At 74.1% G+C, this 13,917-nt stretch carries 14 protein-coding genes; all 14 read left to right on the top strand.

Annotated features, from left to right (window positions below):
- A complete protein-coding gene (locus J1M37_RS02390; protein WP_141843217.1) occupies positions 1-531 on the top strand; it encodes a MaoC family dehydratase in 531 nt (176 codons plus the stop codon).
- On the top strand, positions 528-1,406 hold the full coding sequence (locus J1M37_RS02385) for an HpcH/HpaI aldolase/citrate lyase family protein (protein WP_206452028.1): 879 nt from the start codon (positions 528-530) through the stop codon (positions 1,404-1,406). The genes J1M37_RS02390 and J1M37_RS02385 overlap by 4 nt, the downstream gene beginning before the upstream one ends.
- A gap of 200 nt (positions 1,407-1,606) precedes the next feature.
- Entirely contained in the window at positions 1,607-1,981 is a 375-nt protein-coding gene (locus J1M37_RS02380) for a DUF485 domain-containing protein (protein ID WP_135019497.1), read from the top strand.
- On the top strand, positions 1,978-3,600 hold the full coding sequence (locus tag J1M37_RS02375; protein WP_206452027.1) for a solute symporter family protein: 1,623 nt from the start codon (positions 1,978-1,980) through the stop codon (positions 3,598-3,600). Before J1M37_RS02380 ends, J1M37_RS02375 begins: the two co-directional genes overlap by 4 nt.
- A gap of 191 nt (positions 3,601-3,791) precedes the next feature.
- Complete coding sequence (gene dxr, locus J1M37_RS02370) at positions 3,792-4,976, top strand: 1-deoxy-D-xylulose-5-phosphate reductoisomerase (RefSeq protein WP_241250795.1); 1,185 nt, start codon at positions 3,792-3,794, stop codon at positions 4,974-4,976.
- Positions 4,973-6,340: a site-2 protease family protein gene (locus J1M37_RS02365; protein ID WP_206452026.1), complete on the top strand. Its 1,368-nt coding sequence runs from the start codon at positions 4,973-4,975 to the stop codon at positions 6,338-6,340. Before dxr ends, J1M37_RS02365 begins: the two co-directional genes overlap by 4 nt.
- A gap of 105 nt (positions 6,341-6,445) precedes the next feature.
- Positions 6,446-7,630 (top strand): flavodoxin-dependent (E)-4-hydroxy-3-methylbut-2-enyl-diphosphate synthase, encoded by a 1,185-nt coding sequence (ispG, locus tag J1M37_RS02360; protein WP_061866731.1) that lies wholly within the window; start codon positions 6,446-6,448, stop codon positions 7,628-7,630.
- Positions 7,605-8,537: a GNAT family N-acetyltransferase gene (locus J1M37_RS02355; protein ID WP_102708382.1), complete on the top strand. Its 933-nt coding sequence runs from the start codon at positions 7,605-7,607 to the stop codon at positions 8,535-8,537. Before ispG ends, J1M37_RS02355 begins: the two co-directional genes overlap by 26 nt.
- A gap of 121 nt (positions 8,538-8,658) precedes the next feature.
- Positions 8,659-10,485: a proline--tRNA ligase gene (locus tag J1M37_RS02350; protein ID WP_102708373.1), complete on the top strand. Its 1,827-nt coding sequence runs from the start codon at positions 8,659-8,661 to the stop codon at positions 10,483-10,485.
- A gap of 43 nt (positions 10,486-10,528) precedes the next feature.
- Positions 10,529-11,278 (top strand): sulfite exporter TauE/SafE family protein, encoded by a 750-nt coding sequence (locus J1M37_RS02345; protein ID WP_180971860.1) that lies wholly within the window; start codon positions 10,529-10,531, stop codon positions 11,276-11,278.
- Positions 11,279-11,408: 130 nt separating this feature from the next.
- The gene (locus J1M37_RS02340) at positions 11,409-11,996 is read left to right on the top strand and encodes a ribosome maturation factor RimP (RefSeq protein ID WP_036314068.1); all 588 of its coding nucleotides are present in this window, start codon (positions 11,409-11,411) and stop codon (positions 11,994-11,996) included.
- 1 nt (position 11,997) lies between these two features.
- Complete coding sequence (gene nusA, locus J1M37_RS02335) at positions 11,998-12,984, top strand: transcription termination factor NusA (RefSeq protein WP_036314069.1); 987 nt, start codon at positions 11,998-12,000, stop codon at positions 12,982-12,984.
- Between the two features lie 42 nt (positions 12,985-13,026).
- Positions 13,027-13,368 (top strand): DUF448 domain-containing protein, encoded by a 342-nt coding sequence (locus J1M37_RS02330; RefSeq protein WP_159228355.1) that lies wholly within the window; start codon positions 13,027-13,029, stop codon positions 13,366-13,368.
- Between the two features lie 191 nt (positions 13,369-13,559).
- Positions 13,560-13,917 (top strand): translation initiation factor IF-2 N-terminal domain-containing protein (locus tag J1M37_RS02325; RefSeq protein ID WP_206452025.1); only part of this gene is annotated, 358 nt, incomplete at its 3' end.

Genomic DNA, 13,917 nt, shown 5'->3' with positions numbered 1-13,917 from the left:
GTGACGGAGCGCGTCGAGATCGAGCAGCGGGGCCGCTACGCGGACGAGCTGGCGGTCGGTCAGGTCTACCTGCACCGGCCCGGCCGCACGCTCACCGAGGCGGACAACGTCCTGTTCACCACCCTCACCATGAACCCGCAGGCCCTGCACCTGGACCACGCGTACGCGGCGGCCCAGCCGTTCGGCCGGCCACTGGTCAACTCGATGCTGACGCTGTCCACCCTGGTGGGCCTCGCCGTCGGGCAGACCACGCAGGGCACGCTCGTGGCCCAGCTCGGCCTGGGGGAGATCGCGTTCCCGAAGCCGGTCTTCCACGGGGACACGCTCTACGGGCGCTCCGAGGTCACCGCGATCCGCGAGTCCTCCTCGCGGCCGGGGCAGCGGATCGTCACGTTCGCGATGACGGGGGAGAACCAGCACGGCGACGTCGTCGTCCGCGCCCAGCGCACCTGCCTGATGTGGACCGCGCGGGCACACGCGGAGGCCAAGGCGAAGGCCGCCGACGCCGCAGGCACGGGGGAGCGGGCATGAGCGCGCTGACCCTCGGGCCGGCCGTCATGTTCACTCCGGCGGACCGCCCCGAGCGGTACGCCACGGCGCTCGAGCGCGCGGACGCGGTGATCCTCGACCTCGAGGACGCCGTCACCCCGGAGGCCCGGCCCGCCGCGCGGGACGCCGTCGCGGTGGCCTGGGCGGGGCGGGCGACGGGCGGGGTCGACGGCGGCCCGCTGGACGAGGACCGCGTGGTGGTCCGCGTGAACCCCGCGGGCACCGCGGACCACGACGCCGACCTGGCCATGCTCGCCGGGACGGGCTGGCGCACGCTCATGCTCGCCAAGGCCGAGTCCGCCGCGCAGGTGGACGGGGTCGTCGCCGCCCTCGGACCGCAGACCCGCGTCGTCGCCCTGTGCGAGACCGCGGCCGGGATCCTCGCCGCCGCCGAACTGGCCGCCCACCCGCACGTGGGTGCGCTGATGTGGGGCGCCGAGGACCTCGTGGCGTCGATGGGCGGCAGCTCCTCCCGCACCCCCGGGGGCGCCTACCGCTCCGTGGTCCAGCACGCCCGCGCGACGGTGCTGCTGGCGGCGGCCGCGCACGGGGTGGCCGCGTGGGACGCCGTCCATCTGGACCTCGGCGACGAGGCCGGGCTGGCCGCCGAGGCCGAGGACGCCGTCGCCCTGGGCTGCACCGCGACCGTGTGCCTGCACCCGCGCCAGGTGCCCGTCGTGCGCTCCGCCTACACGCCCGCCCCGGAGGCCCTCGAGCGCGCCCGGCGCGTCCTCGCCGCGGCCGAGGGCCGGCACGGGGCCTTCGAGCTGGACGGGGCGATGGTCGACGAGGTGGTCCTCGCCCAGGCCCGCGCGCTCCTGCGCCGCGCGGACGCGCCCCGGCCGGCGGGCGCCTGAGCGGCTCCTGGGCGGCTCCGCGCCCCGGCGGCCCCGTGCCGTCGGGGCGCGGCCGCGTCCGCGCGGCTGCGCACCGGGGCTGTCACATGGGCGCACGGTCCAGGGGCGCGCTTGACGGCGCACCCCTCCGCCCGACAGAGTGTGCGTGTCATCACAGTGATCTGTCTCACACTGATCCGTCCTACGTACCCGGAGGGCCCATGTCATCCAGCGAGCCCACGGCGCCGGTCCCCACGGCCGCGCAGTTCCGCGCCGCTCAGCAGTCCGAGGAGTTCATCGAGCTCCGGCGCACCCACCGATCCTTCGCCTTCCCCATGACCGTGGCGTTCTTCGTCTGGTACCTGGTGTTCGTGATCGTCGGCGCGTTCTTCCCCGAGTTCATGGCGATCCGCCTCGGCGGCAACATCACCCTCGGCCTGATCCTCGGCCTGCTCCAGTTCGTCACCACGTTCCTGATCACCTTCGCCTACGTCCGTTTCTCCAACCGGACCCTGGACCCCCGCGCCACCGCGCTGCGTGAGCGCCTCGAGCGCGAGGCCGCCGGCGCCCCCGAGAACCCGGAGGCCACGCGATGAGCGCGCTCACCCCCCTGCTCCAGGCCGCCCCGCAGACGGTCGGCAACCCCGCCGTGAACATCGGCATCTTCGTCGCCTTCGTGGTGGTCACCCTCGTGATCGTGATCCGCGCGTCCAAGACGAACGCGTCCTCGGCCGACTACTACGCCGGCGGCCGCGGCTTCTCCGGCACCCAGAACGGCACGGCCATCGCGGGTGACTACCTCTCCGCGGCCTCGTTCCTGGGCATCGTCGGCGCGATCGCCCTCTACGGCTACGACGGATTCCTCTACTCCATCGGCTTCCTCGTCGCCTGGCTCGTCGCCCTGCTGCTCGTGGCCGAGCTGCTGCGCAACACCGGCAAGTTCACCATGGCGGACGTGCTCTCCTTCCGGCTGCGCCAGAAGCCCGTGCGCATCGCCGCCGCCTTCGGCACCATGGCCGTCTGCCTCTTCTACCTCCTGGCCCAGATGGCCGGCGCCGGCGGCCTGGTGTCCCTGCTGCTGAACATCAACGACCGGGCCGGCCAGGCCCTCGTGATCGTGATCGTGGGCGTGCTGATGATCGTCTACGTGCTGATCGGCGGCATGAAGGGCACCACCTACGTGCAGATCATCAAGGCGATCCTGCTGATCGCCGGCGCGGGGATCATGACCGTGTGGTCACTGGCCCTGTTCGGCTTCGACTTCAACGCCATGCTGGGGGCCGCCGTCGAGATGAACCCGAAGGGCGAGGCGATCCTCGAGCCGGGCCTGCAGTACGGCGCCAGCGCCCTGACCCGCCTCGACTTCGTGTCCCTGGGCATCGCGCTCGTGCTCGGCACCGCCGGCCTGCCGCACGTGCTCATGCGGTTCTACACGGTGCCCACCGCCAAGGAGGCGCGCAAGTCCGTGGTGTGGGCCATCGTCCTCATCGGCGCGTTCTACCTGTTCACCCTCGTGCTGGGCTACGGCGCCGGCGCGCTGATCGGCCCCGAGCGCATCACGGCCGCGCCCGGCGGGCAGAACTCCGCGGCCCCGCTGCTGGCGTTCGAGCTCGGCGGCTCCATCCTGCTGGGCCTGATCTCGGCGGTCGCGTTCGCCACCATCCTCGCGGTGGTCGCGGGCCTGGCCATCACGGCGGCGGCGTCCTTCGCCCACGACGTGTACGGCTCCGTGATCGCCAAGCACCCGCTCACCCCGCAGGAGGAGGTGCGGATCGGCAAGATCACCGTGGTGGTGATCGGCGTCCTGGCGATCGTCGGCGGCATCGCCGCCCAGGGCCAGAACGTGGCGTTCCTCGTGGCGCTCGCCTTCGCGGTGGCGGCCTCGGCGAACCTGCCGACCATCCTCTACTCCCTGTTCTGGCGGCGCTTCACCACCCGCGGCGCGGTGTGGTCGATGTACGGCGGACTGCTCTCCGCGATCATCCTGATCGTCCTGTCCCCGGTGATGTCCGGGACGCCGACCTCGATGATCCCGGGCGCGGACTTCGCGGTGTTCCCGCTGAAGAACCCGGGCATCGTCTCCATCCCGCTGGCCTTCTTCCTCGGCTGGCTCGGCTCGGTGACCTCGTCGCGCGCCGAGGACCCGGACAAGCAGGCCGAGATGGAGGTCCGCTCCCTCACCGGCATCGGCGCCGAAAAGCCGGTGCAGCACTGATCCGCGGCTGACCCGGTCCCACGGGGGCCGGCGGGGCGGGACGTCGCGGTGCGGCGTCCGTCCGGCCGGCCCCCCCGTCCGTGTCCAGGCCCGACTGGCATCATGGCGGGGTGACGCACGGATCCCTCACCGACTACACGCTTCCCGCCCCCGCCCCGGCGGACGACGACGGCGCCCCGCGCGCCGTCGCCCTGATCGGCTCCACGGGCTCGATCGGCACCCAGGGCCTCGACGTGATCGCCCAGGACCCCACCCGGCTCCGGGCCGTCGCGCTCGCGGGCGGGGCGAACACGACCCTGCTGGCCGAGCAGGCCGTGCGCTTCGAGGTCGAGGCGGTGGGCTCCGCCGCGGCGGGGGAGGAGGAGCTGCGCGCCGCCCTCGCCGACGCCGCCGCCCGCCTCGGGCGCCCGTCCCCCCGACCCGTGCTGTTCACCGGCCCGTGCGCCGCCGAGCAGATCGCCGCGTGGCCCGGCGCCGACACCGTGCTCAACGGGATCACGGGCTCGATCGGCCTGCGGCCCACCCTCGCCGCCCTGCACGCCGGCCACCGCCTGGCCCTGGCCAACAAGGAGTCGCTCATCGTCGGCGGGGCCCTCGTGAAGGCGGCCGCGGCGCCGGGCCAGCTCGTGCCGGTGGACTCCGAGCACTCCGCGCTCGCGCAGGCGCTGCGCGGGGGCACGGCGGACGAGGTCCGCCGCCTCGTGCTCACGGCCTCGGGCGGGCCGTTCCGCGGCCTGGACCGCGCCGCCCTGCACGCCGTCACGCCCGCCCAGGCCCTCGCACACCCCACGTGGGACATGGGCCGCGTCGTCACCACCAACTCCGCCTCCCTCGTGAACAAGGCCCTCGAGGTGATCGAGGCCCACCTGCTGTTCGACGTGCCCCTGGACCGGATCGACGTCGTGGTCCACCCGCAGTCCGTGGTCCACTCGATGGTCGAGTTCGTCGACGGGTCCACGCTCGCCCAGGCCTCCCCGCCGGACATGCGCCTGCCCATCGCCCTGGGGCTGTGCTGGCCGCGCCGTCTCCCGGGCGCGGCCCCGGCCTGCGACTGGACGCGGGCGGCCACCTGGACGTTCGAGCCCCTCGACGAGGAGGCCTTCCCCGCGGTACGGGCCGCGAAGGAGGCGGCGGCCGCCTCGCCCACCCACATGGCCGTGTTCAACGCCGCCAACGAGGAGTCCGTGGACGCCTTCCACGCCGGCGCCCTGCCCTTCGACGGGATCGTGGACACGGTCCGCGCCGTCGTCGCCGACTATGCCCCCGAGCACGTGCTCGCCGCGGCCGGCCACGACCCCGCGCCGACGGGGCTCACCGTGGATGCCGTGCTCGCCGCCGAGGCCTGGGCGCGCCGTGCGGCGCGGGCCCGCTGGTGACCGTCGTGGAGATCCTCTGGTACGTCGCGGGCGTCCTCGCGGTCGCGCTGGGCCTGGCGGTCTCGATCGCCCTGCACGAGATCGGCCACCTCGTCCCGGCCAAGCTCTTCGGCGTGCGCGTCACGCAGTACATGATCGGCTTCGGCCCGACGCTCGTCTCGTGGCGCCGCGGCGAGACGGAGTACGGGTTCAAGGCCGTCCCGTTGGGCGGCTACGTCGCGATGATCGGGATGCTGCCCCCGCCGCGGCCCGGGCAGACGCCCCGCACGGCGTCCACGGGCTTCGCCCAGCAGCTGGGCCGCATGGCCGACGACGCGCGAGCCCAGGCCGCCGAGGAGGTCCGCCCCGGCGACGAGCACCGCCGCTTCCTCGCCCTGCCGGTGTGGAAGCGCGTGGTGATCATGCTCGGCGGGCCGTTCATGAACCTGCTCATCGCGCTGGGCGTCACCGCCCTGCTGGTCACGACGGTGGGCACCTCGCAGCCGAGCACCACCGTCGCCGAGGTCTACCGGTGCGTGGTCACGACGCAGGAGCAGCAGGCTCGCGCCGCCTCGGGCGGGACCGAGGACTGCCGCCCGGGCGATCCCGCCGGGCCCGCCCACGAGGCGGGACTGCGCCCCGGGGACACCGTGCTCGCCTTCGACGGGCGGCCGGTCTCCGACTGGGACGCCCTCTCCGCCGCGATCCGGGACCGCGCCGGACAGCCCACCCGGATCGAATGGGAGCGCGACGGCGAGCGGATGAGCGCCACCCTGACCCCGCGCCTGACGGAACGGCCCGTGACGGACGCGCTGGGCCGGCCCGAGCGGGCCCCGGACGGGACCGTTACGACCCACGAGGTCGGGTTCATCGGCATGGGCGCGCAGCTCGAGACGGTTCGCGGCACCCCGCTCGACGCCGGCCCGCTCGTCGCCCAGCAGGTGCGGGGCGTCGTCGACGTCGTCCTCGTGCTGCCGCAGCGGCTGTGGGACACCGCCGTCGCCGTGGTGACCCCGGCCGAGCGCGACCCGGACGGACCGATGTCCGTGGTGGGCGTCGGCCGGATCGCCGGGGAGGCGGCGGCGCTCGAGCAGGCCACGCTGACGGACAAGGCCGCCCTGCTGCTGTCCCTGCTGGCGGGCGTGAACGTGGCGCTCATGGTGTTCAACCTCATCCCGCTGCTCCCGCTCGACGGCGGCCACGTGGCCGGCGCCCTGTGGGAGGCGGTCCGCCGAGGCTGGGCCCGGCTCACGGGCCGCCCCGACCCGGGGCCGTTCGACCTGGCCCGCATGCTGCCGCTGACCTACGCGGTGGGCGCGGCGATGCTGCTCATGGGCGTCATCCTGATCGTGGCGGACATCGTGGAGCCCGTCCGGCTGTTCTGAGCCCGGGCCGTTCGCCGTGGGCGGTCGCCCCGCGCCCCGGGGCGCCCGCGCGCCTAGGATGGACCGGAGAACCCGGCGGCCCCGCGCCGTCGACCCCGAGAACCCATGAGGAGCGCCCCCGTGCCCGTCAGCCTTGGAATGCCGTCCGCCCCGCCGCCCGTGCTGGCCCCGCGCCGCACCACCCGGCAGATCCAGGTGGGCTCGGTGGGCGTCGGCTCGCAGCACCCCGTCTCGGTGCAGTCGATGACCACCACCAAAACGCACGACATCGGCGCGACCCTGCAGCAGATCGCCGAGCTCACGGCCGCCGGCTGCGACATCGTCCGCGTGGCCTGCCCCACGGACAAGGACGCCGAGGCCCTCAAGGTCATCGCCCAGCAGTCCACCATCCCCGTGATCGCGGACATCCACTTCCAGCCGAAGTACGTGTTCGCGGCGATCGAGGCCGGCTGCGGCGCCGTGCGCGTGAACCCGGGCAACATCAAGAAGTTCGACGACAAGGTCAAGGAGATCGCTCAGGCCGCCTCGGACCACGGCACCTCCCTCCGCATCGGCGTCAACGCCGGCTCCCTGGACCCGCGCCTGCTGCAGAAGTACGGCAAGGCCACCCCGGAGGCCCTCGTCGAGTCCGCCGTCTGGGAGGCCTCCCTCTTCGAGGAGCACGGCTTCAAGGACTTCAAGATCTCCGTCAAGCACAACGACCCGGTGATCATGGCCCGCGCCTACGAGCTGCTCGCCGAGCAGGGTGACTGGCCGCTGCACCTCGGGGTCACCGAGGCCGGCCCGGCCTTCCAGGGCACCATCAAGTCCGCCACCGCCTTCGGCTACCTGCTCGGCCAGGGCATCGGCGACACCATCCGCGTCTCCCTCTCCGCGCCGCCGGTCGAGGAGGTCAAGGTGGGCCTGCAGATCCTGCAGTCCCTGAATCTGCGTGAGCGCAAGCTCGAGATCGTCTCCTGCCCCTCGTGCGGCCGCGCCCAGGTGGACGTGTACACGCTGGCCGAGCAGGTCACCGAGGGCCTCCAGGACCTCGAGGTCCCGCTGCGGGTGGCCGTCATGGGCTGCGTCGTCAACGGGCCGGGCGAGGCCCGCGAGGCCGACCTCGGCGTCGCCTCCGGCAACGGCAAGGGCCAGATCTTCGTCAAGGGCGAGGTCATCCGCACCGTGCCCGAGGATCAGATCGTGGAGACCCTCATCGAGGAGGCCAACCGGATCGCCGGTGAGATGGACCTGGGGGAGGACGGCGGTGACCAGGCTGCCGCCGGTGCCCCGGTGGTCTCCGTCCACTGACCGGGAGGTCCGGGCCGCCACGGGAGACCGCGTCCGCCTGCTGACCGACGCGGACACTGCCGCGCTCGCGGCCCTGTCCGCCCGCGCCCCCGTGTCCAACGTGTTCGTGGACTCCCTGCTGGAGGCGGGCCGCCTGGCCGGCCCGCGCGGGGGAGCGGCGGGCACCCTGTTCCTCGGGATCGACGACGACGCCCCGGGCGCCGGGAGGCTGCGCGCGGCCGTCTGGATCGGCTCGAACGTGGTGCCGGTCGCCGCGTCCGAGGCCCCGGACGCGGGATGGGCGCCGGGCGACGCGGAGGCGCTCGGCGCGGCGGCCGCCGCGCTGCGCCGCCGGTACGGGTCGATCTACGGCCCGGCCGGTCCCGTGCTGGCCGCCGGTCAGGCCCTCGCCGCCGCGGGCCACCGGTCCCGGTCCGTGCGCCCCGACCAGCCGCTGCTCGTGCTGGGCACGGCCGGGGGGATCGACCCGAACCCGTCCGTGGTGCAGGCGCAGCCACGCGACTTCGCGCGCGTCCTGCCGGCCAGCGCGGCGATGTTCGAGGAGGAGCTCGGCTTCTCCCCGTTCGCCGGCGGCGCGGCCCAGTACCGGGACCGCGTCGAGCGGCTGATCCAGGCCGGGCGCGTCTTCATCGACCCGGGCCCGCGCGACGCGGGCGGCCCGCTGCGCTTCAAGGCGGACATCGGGCTGCTCTCCTCCCGGTGCGCCCAGATCCAGGGCGTGTGGATGGCCCCCGCCGCGCGGGGCCGAGGGCTGGCGGCGTCGGCGATGGCCGCCGTCGTGGGCTACGTGCGCCTCCAGGCGCCCGTGGTGAGCCTCTACGTCAATGCGTACAACACCCCCGCGCTGCGCACCTATGAACGCGTGGGGTTCGAGCGGCGCGGCACGTTCGCGACCGTCCTGTACTGACCCGGCGGACCCTGCGCGGGCGATAGGATCGGCGGTCAGGACGCCGGGCACCCCCGTGCCGGCGTCGTCCCGTCCCGCGCGCCGCCCCCGACCGCGCGAGCCCGTCCGAGGAGGCCCCGTCATGCCCCTGCGCATGTCCACCCTGTTCCTGCGCACCCTGCGCGACGACCCGGCGGAGGCCGAGGTGGCGAGCCACAGGCTCCTCGTCCGTGCCGGCTACATCCGTCGCGCGGCCCCGGGCATCTACTCGTGGCTGCCGCTGGGCCTGAAGGTGCTGGCCAAGGTGGAGCGGATCGTGCGCGAGGAGATGGACGCGATCGGCGCCCAGGAGGTGCACTTCCCGGCGCTGCTGCCGCGGGAGCCCTACGAGGCCACGGGCCGCTGGGAGGAGTACGGCGACGGGCTGTTCCGCCTGCAGGACCGCCGGGGCAACGACTACCTCCTGGCCCCCACGCACGAGGAGATGTTCACGCTCCTGGTGAAGGACCTGTACTCCTCGTACAAGGACCTGCCCGCGTACCTGTACCAGATCCAGACCAAGTACCGGGACGAGGCCCGCCCGCGCGCCGGCCTGCTGCGCGGGCGCGAGTTCATCATGAAGGACTCCTACTCCTTCACGGTGGACGACGCCGGCCTGGACGCCGCGTACGAGGCCCATCGGGCCGCCTACCTGCGGATCTTCGACCGTCTCGGCCTCGAGGTCGTGCCGGTGCGGGCCACCTCCGGTGCGATGGGCGGCTCCCGCTCCGAGGAGTTCCTGCACCCCACCGAGGTGGGCGAGGACACCTTCGTCGAGTCCGACGGCGGCTACCGCGCCAACGTCGAGGCCGTCACCACAGTGGCCCCCGCCCCGCTGGACGAGGCGGCCATGGCGGCCCTGCCCGCCGCCGAGGTCAAGGACACCCCGGTCTCCACCACCATCGCCGCGCTCGTGGACGTCGCCAACCGGCTGGCCCCGCGCGACGGCGAGCCGTGGACCGCCGCGGACACGCTCAAGTGCGTCGTGGTCACCGCGGTGGTGGACGGCGGTGAGCGTCGCCCGTTCGTCGTGGGCGTGCCCGGCGACCGTGAGGTGGACCTCAAGCGTCTCGAGGCCTCCGTGGGCCCGGCGCTCGGCGTGGTCGGCGAGCCCACGCTCGAGGCCGCGACCGCCGCGGACCTGGCCGCGCACCCCGCCCTGGTCAAGGGCTACATCGGCCCCGCGGCGGCCGATGCGGTCGAGGGCACCCCGGTGCTCGGCGCGGAGGGCTCCGTCTCGGGCCTGCCCTTCTTCGTGGACCCGCGCATCGCCCCCGGCACCGCGTGGATCACCGGCGCGAACGCGGACCAGCGCCACGTGTTCGGCCTCGTGGCCGGCCGCGACTTCATGTGGGACGGCGTGCTCGAGGCCACCGCGGTGCGCGAGGGCGACCAGGCCCCCGACGGCTCCGGCCCGCTGCACACCCGCCGCGGCATGGAGATGGGCCACATCTTCCAGCTCGGCCGCAAGTACGCCGAGGCCCTCGACCTGAAGGTCCTCGACGTCCACGGCAAGCAGGTCGTGGTGACCATGGGCTCCTACGGCATCGGCATCACGCGCGCCGTCGCCGCGATCGCCGAGCGCTACCACGACGACAAGGGCCTGGCGTGGCCGCGCGCGGTGGCCCCGGCGGACGTGCACGTCGTCGTCGCCACGAAGGGCGAGGACGGCCTCGCCGCCGCCGAGACCCTCGCCGCGGGCCTCGAGGCCGAGGGCCTGACCGTGCTCGTGGACGACCGTCCGAAGGTCAGCCCCGGCGTGAAGTTCAAGGACGCCGAGCTCATCGGCGTGCCCACCACCGTGGTGATCGGCCGCGGCCTGGCCGACGGTGAGCTCGAGCTCAAGGACCGGGCCACCGGTGAGGCGCGCCCCGTGCCCGTGGACGGGGCCGTCGCGGCGGTGCTCGCGGAGGTGCGCCACGGGCGCTGAGTGGTTCGGCGCCGTCGAGCTGACCGCCGGACTGCTCGTCCTCGTGCTCGCCGCGGGCTTCGCGGCGGGCTGGATCGACGCCGTCGTGGGCGGGGGCGGGCTCCTGCAGCTGCCGGCCCTGCTGCTCGTGCCCGGGCTGAGCCCGATCCAGGCGTTGGCCACCAACAAGCTCGGCTCGGTGTTCGGCACGGCGACGTCGGCGCTCACCTACCGGCGGCGCCTGCGGCAGGACCTGTCCACCGCACTGCCGATGGCCGCCGTCGCCTTCGCGGCGGCCCTGGGCGGGGCCGTGGTCGCCGCGCATCTGCCGGCCGGCGTGATCCGGCCCGTGATCCTGGTGGCGCTGATCGCCGTCGCCGTGTTCACGGCCGTGCGCCCGGGCCTCGGACAGGTCGCCGGCGTGGGACCGCGGCGGAGCACCGCGCTGGCCCGGGCCGTGGCGCTCGGCGCGGCGGTGGGCTTCTACGACGGCGTCCTCGGCCCCGGCACGGGCACGTTCCTCATCCTGGGGCTGGTGCTGCTGCTCAAGTTCGACTTCCTGCACGCCTCGGCACAGGCGAAGGTGGTCAACCTCGCGACCAACCTCGGCGCGCTCTCGTACTTCGTGCCCTCGGGGCACGCGGTGCTGGGCCTGGGGCTGCTGCTCGGCGCGGCCAACCTCGTGGGCGGCTACGTGGGGGCCCGCATGGCGATCGCCCGCGGCACCGGCTTCATCCGCGTGGTGTACCTCATGGTGGTGGCCGCGCTCATCGTCAAGGTCGGCGCGGACACCCTCGCCCCGCTGCTGCGCTGAGCCCGCCCCGTCCGACCCGGTCGGGAGCACTCGGCCCCGCCGTGGGCCGCCGGTAGGCTCGGCCCCGGATCCCGACCCCGGCCCCCGCCCGCGTGGCGCGGCGGCCCCGACCCGACGAGTGAGGCACCCCATGGACAGCACCGACCGCCGCGACGACCTCGCCGAGCTGCGCACCCGCGTCGAGGAGGCCCTGGCGGCCGACGACGTGGTGGTGGAGCAGGTGCGCGCCACGGGCACCGCCGAGCACCGCACCGTCGAGGTGGTCCTCGACCGCGCCTCGGGCACCCAGGGCCTGAGCCTGGACGACGTCGCCCGCCTCTCCGGCCGGGTCTCCGCCGCCCTCGACGCCCTGGGCGACCACGTGCCCGGCGTCGGTGCGGGGGAGTACCTGCTGGAGGTCACCACCGCGGGCGTGGACCGCCCGCTCACCGAGCCCCGCCACTTCGCCCGCAACGTCGGCCGTCTCGTCGAGGTCTCGGTCGACGGCGCCGCGCCCGTGACCGCCCGCCTGAAGGACGTGACGGACGACGACGTCGAGCTGGCCGTGGTGCGCCCGCCCGCGAAGAAGGGCATGAAGGCCAAGGAGCTGCCCGCCGAGCGGGTCGCCCTCGACCGCCTCGGTCCGGCGATCGTGCAGGTAGAGTGGAGCCCCGCTCAGCAGGCCGGCGACGCCGACGCCGCCGCGGGCGAGGACACGGCCGAGCACACGGAGGCATGAGTTGGACATCGACATGAGCGCGCTGCGCATGCTGGAGGCGGAGCGGGAGATCCCGATGGACCGCCTCATCCCCACCATCGAGCAGGCCCTGCTCATGGCGTACCACCGCACCCCGGGGGCCCTGAAGCGCGCCCGCGTGGAGATCGACCGCGCGACCGGCCACGTCACCGTGTGGGCCACGGAGCTGGACGAGGACGACACGCCCATCGGCGAGTTCGACGACACCCCGAACGGCTTCGGCCGGGTGGCCGCCTCCACGGCGCGCCAGGTGATGATCCAGCGCATGCGCGAGGAGGACGACGACAAGGTCCTCGGCGAGTTCAAGGACAAGGAGGGCGAGCTCGTCTCCGGCGTCATCCAGCAGGGCCTGAACCGCCACATGGTCCAGGTGAACCTCGGCACCCTCGAGGCCGTCCTCCCGCCGCCCGAGCAGGTGCCCGGCGAGGACTACGCCCACGGCCGCCGGATCCGCGCCTACGTGGTCTCCGCGACGCGCGGCGCCAAGGGCCCGTCCGTCACGGTGTCCCGCTCGCACCCCGGCCTCGTGCGCAAGCTCTTCGAGCTCGAGGTCCCAGAGATCGCGGACGGCTCGGTCGAGATCACGGCGCTGGCCCGCGAGGCCGGCCACCGCACCAAGATGGCCGTGCGCGCCACCCGCCCCGGGGTGAACGCCAAGGGCGCCTCCATCGGGGAGATGGGCAGCCGCGTGCGCGCCGTCATGACGGAGCTCAACGACGAGAAGATCGACATCGTCGACCACGTGGACGACCCCGCCGCGATGATCGCCAACGCCCTCTCGCCCGCCACGACCGTCTCGGTGGAGATCCTCGACGCGGACCAGCACTCGGCCCGCGCCGTGGTGCCGGAGTACCAGCTGTCCCTGGCCATCGGCAAGGAGGGCCAGAACGCCCGCCTCGCGGCCAAGCTCACGGGCTGGCGGATCGACATCGTCGGCGACGGGGTCACCACCTCCGCCCCGGGCCGCTGACCGTCCCCGGGAACAGATCCGGGCCCGGACGCGCTAGGATGGATGAGGTCCTTTCTCGATCCGACGCCCGTGAGGGGTGAACGCATGACGTCTCGGACGGTCGTGCGCACCTGCATCGGATGCCGATCGAGGGCGGACCGGCAAGAGCTGGTGCGCGTCGCCCTGGACTCCTCGACGGAACCCCCATCCGTCGTCTGGGACCCGGAACGACGCCGTCCCGGCCGGGGTGCGTGGCTGCATCCCGGCGAGGACTGCCTCCTCCTCGCCCTGCGCCGCCGCGCGTTCGGGCGGGCCTTCCGGTCCGCCGTCGACGCCGACGCGCTGGGCCGCACCGCGGAGGCACCGGCTGACAGACCGACAGATGAAGGCGGGTCAGAGATCTGATGCGTACCCGATGAGCACTGAAGCATGAGTGCCCAGCGATGAACTTCACCCCCTGCTATCAGGCAGGCCGTGGTGCGCGTGCCCTGGTGGCGCGCGCGACGGCCTGGAGCAACGTCAACGGTCCCAGGACGCGCTGAGACGGACAGCCCGAGCGGCTCCGTTCCGGCCCGTGGGGCCAGAACAGGAGAACCGTGGCCAAGGTCCGCGTCCATGAGCTCGCCAAGGAGCTCGGCATCACCTCGAAGGAGGCCTTGAGCACGCTCAAGGACCTCGGCGAGTTCGTCAGCTCGGCTTCGTCCACCATCGAGCCCCCGGTGGTCAAGAAGCTGCGCAACGCCTACCCGGGTGCCGGCAAGTCCGCCGCCAAGCCCGGTTCCACGCCCGCCGCCCCGGGCCGTTCCGCCGCGCCGAAGCCGGCGGCCGCCCCGTCGCCGCGCGCCGCGGCCCCCACGTCGAATGCCGGCGCCCCGGCGCCCGGTCCCGCCGCGGGCCGCACCGCCGCGCCCAAGCCGGGCGCCGGGGCGCCGGCATTCGACGTGGGGGCCGCGG

Source organism: Micrococcus sp. KRD012, assembly GCF_017168555.1.
GTDB lineage: Bacteria > Actinomycetota > Actinomycetes > Actinomycetales > Micrococcaceae > Micrococcus > Micrococcus luteus.
The sequence above is the reverse complement of the archived record's forward strand: the minus strand, read 5'-3'. Positions and strand labels throughout refer to the sequence as shown.

Coding starts and splice junctions, on each gene's coding strand:
- J1M37_RS02340 (WP_036314068.1), top strand. CDS start 11,409: ATGGACAGCACCGACCGCCGCGACGACCTCGCCGAGCTGCGCACCCGC.
- ispG (WP_061866731.1), top strand. CDS start 6,446: ATGAGGAGCGCCCCCGTGCCCGTCAGCCTTGGAATGCCGTCCGCCCCG.
- J1M37_RS02380 (WP_135019497.1), top strand. CDS start 1,607: ATGTCATCCAGCGAGCCCACGGCGCCGGTCCCCACGGCCGCGCAGTTC.
- J1M37_RS02375 (WP_206452027.1), top strand. CDS start 1,978: ATGAGCGCGCTCACCCCCCTGCTCCAGGCCGCCCCGCAGACGGTCGGC.
- J1M37_RS02330 (WP_159228355.1), top strand. CDS start 13,027: ATGAGGTCCTTTCTCGATCCGACGCCCGTGAGGGGTGAACGCATGACG.
- J1M37_RS02385 (WP_206452028.1), top strand. CDS start 528: ATGAGCGCGCTGACCCTCGGGCCGGCCGTCATGTTCACTCCGGCGGAC.
- J1M37_RS02350 (WP_102708373.1), top strand. CDS start 8,659: ATGCCCCTGCGCATGTCCACCCTGTTCCTGCGCACCCTGCGCGACGAC.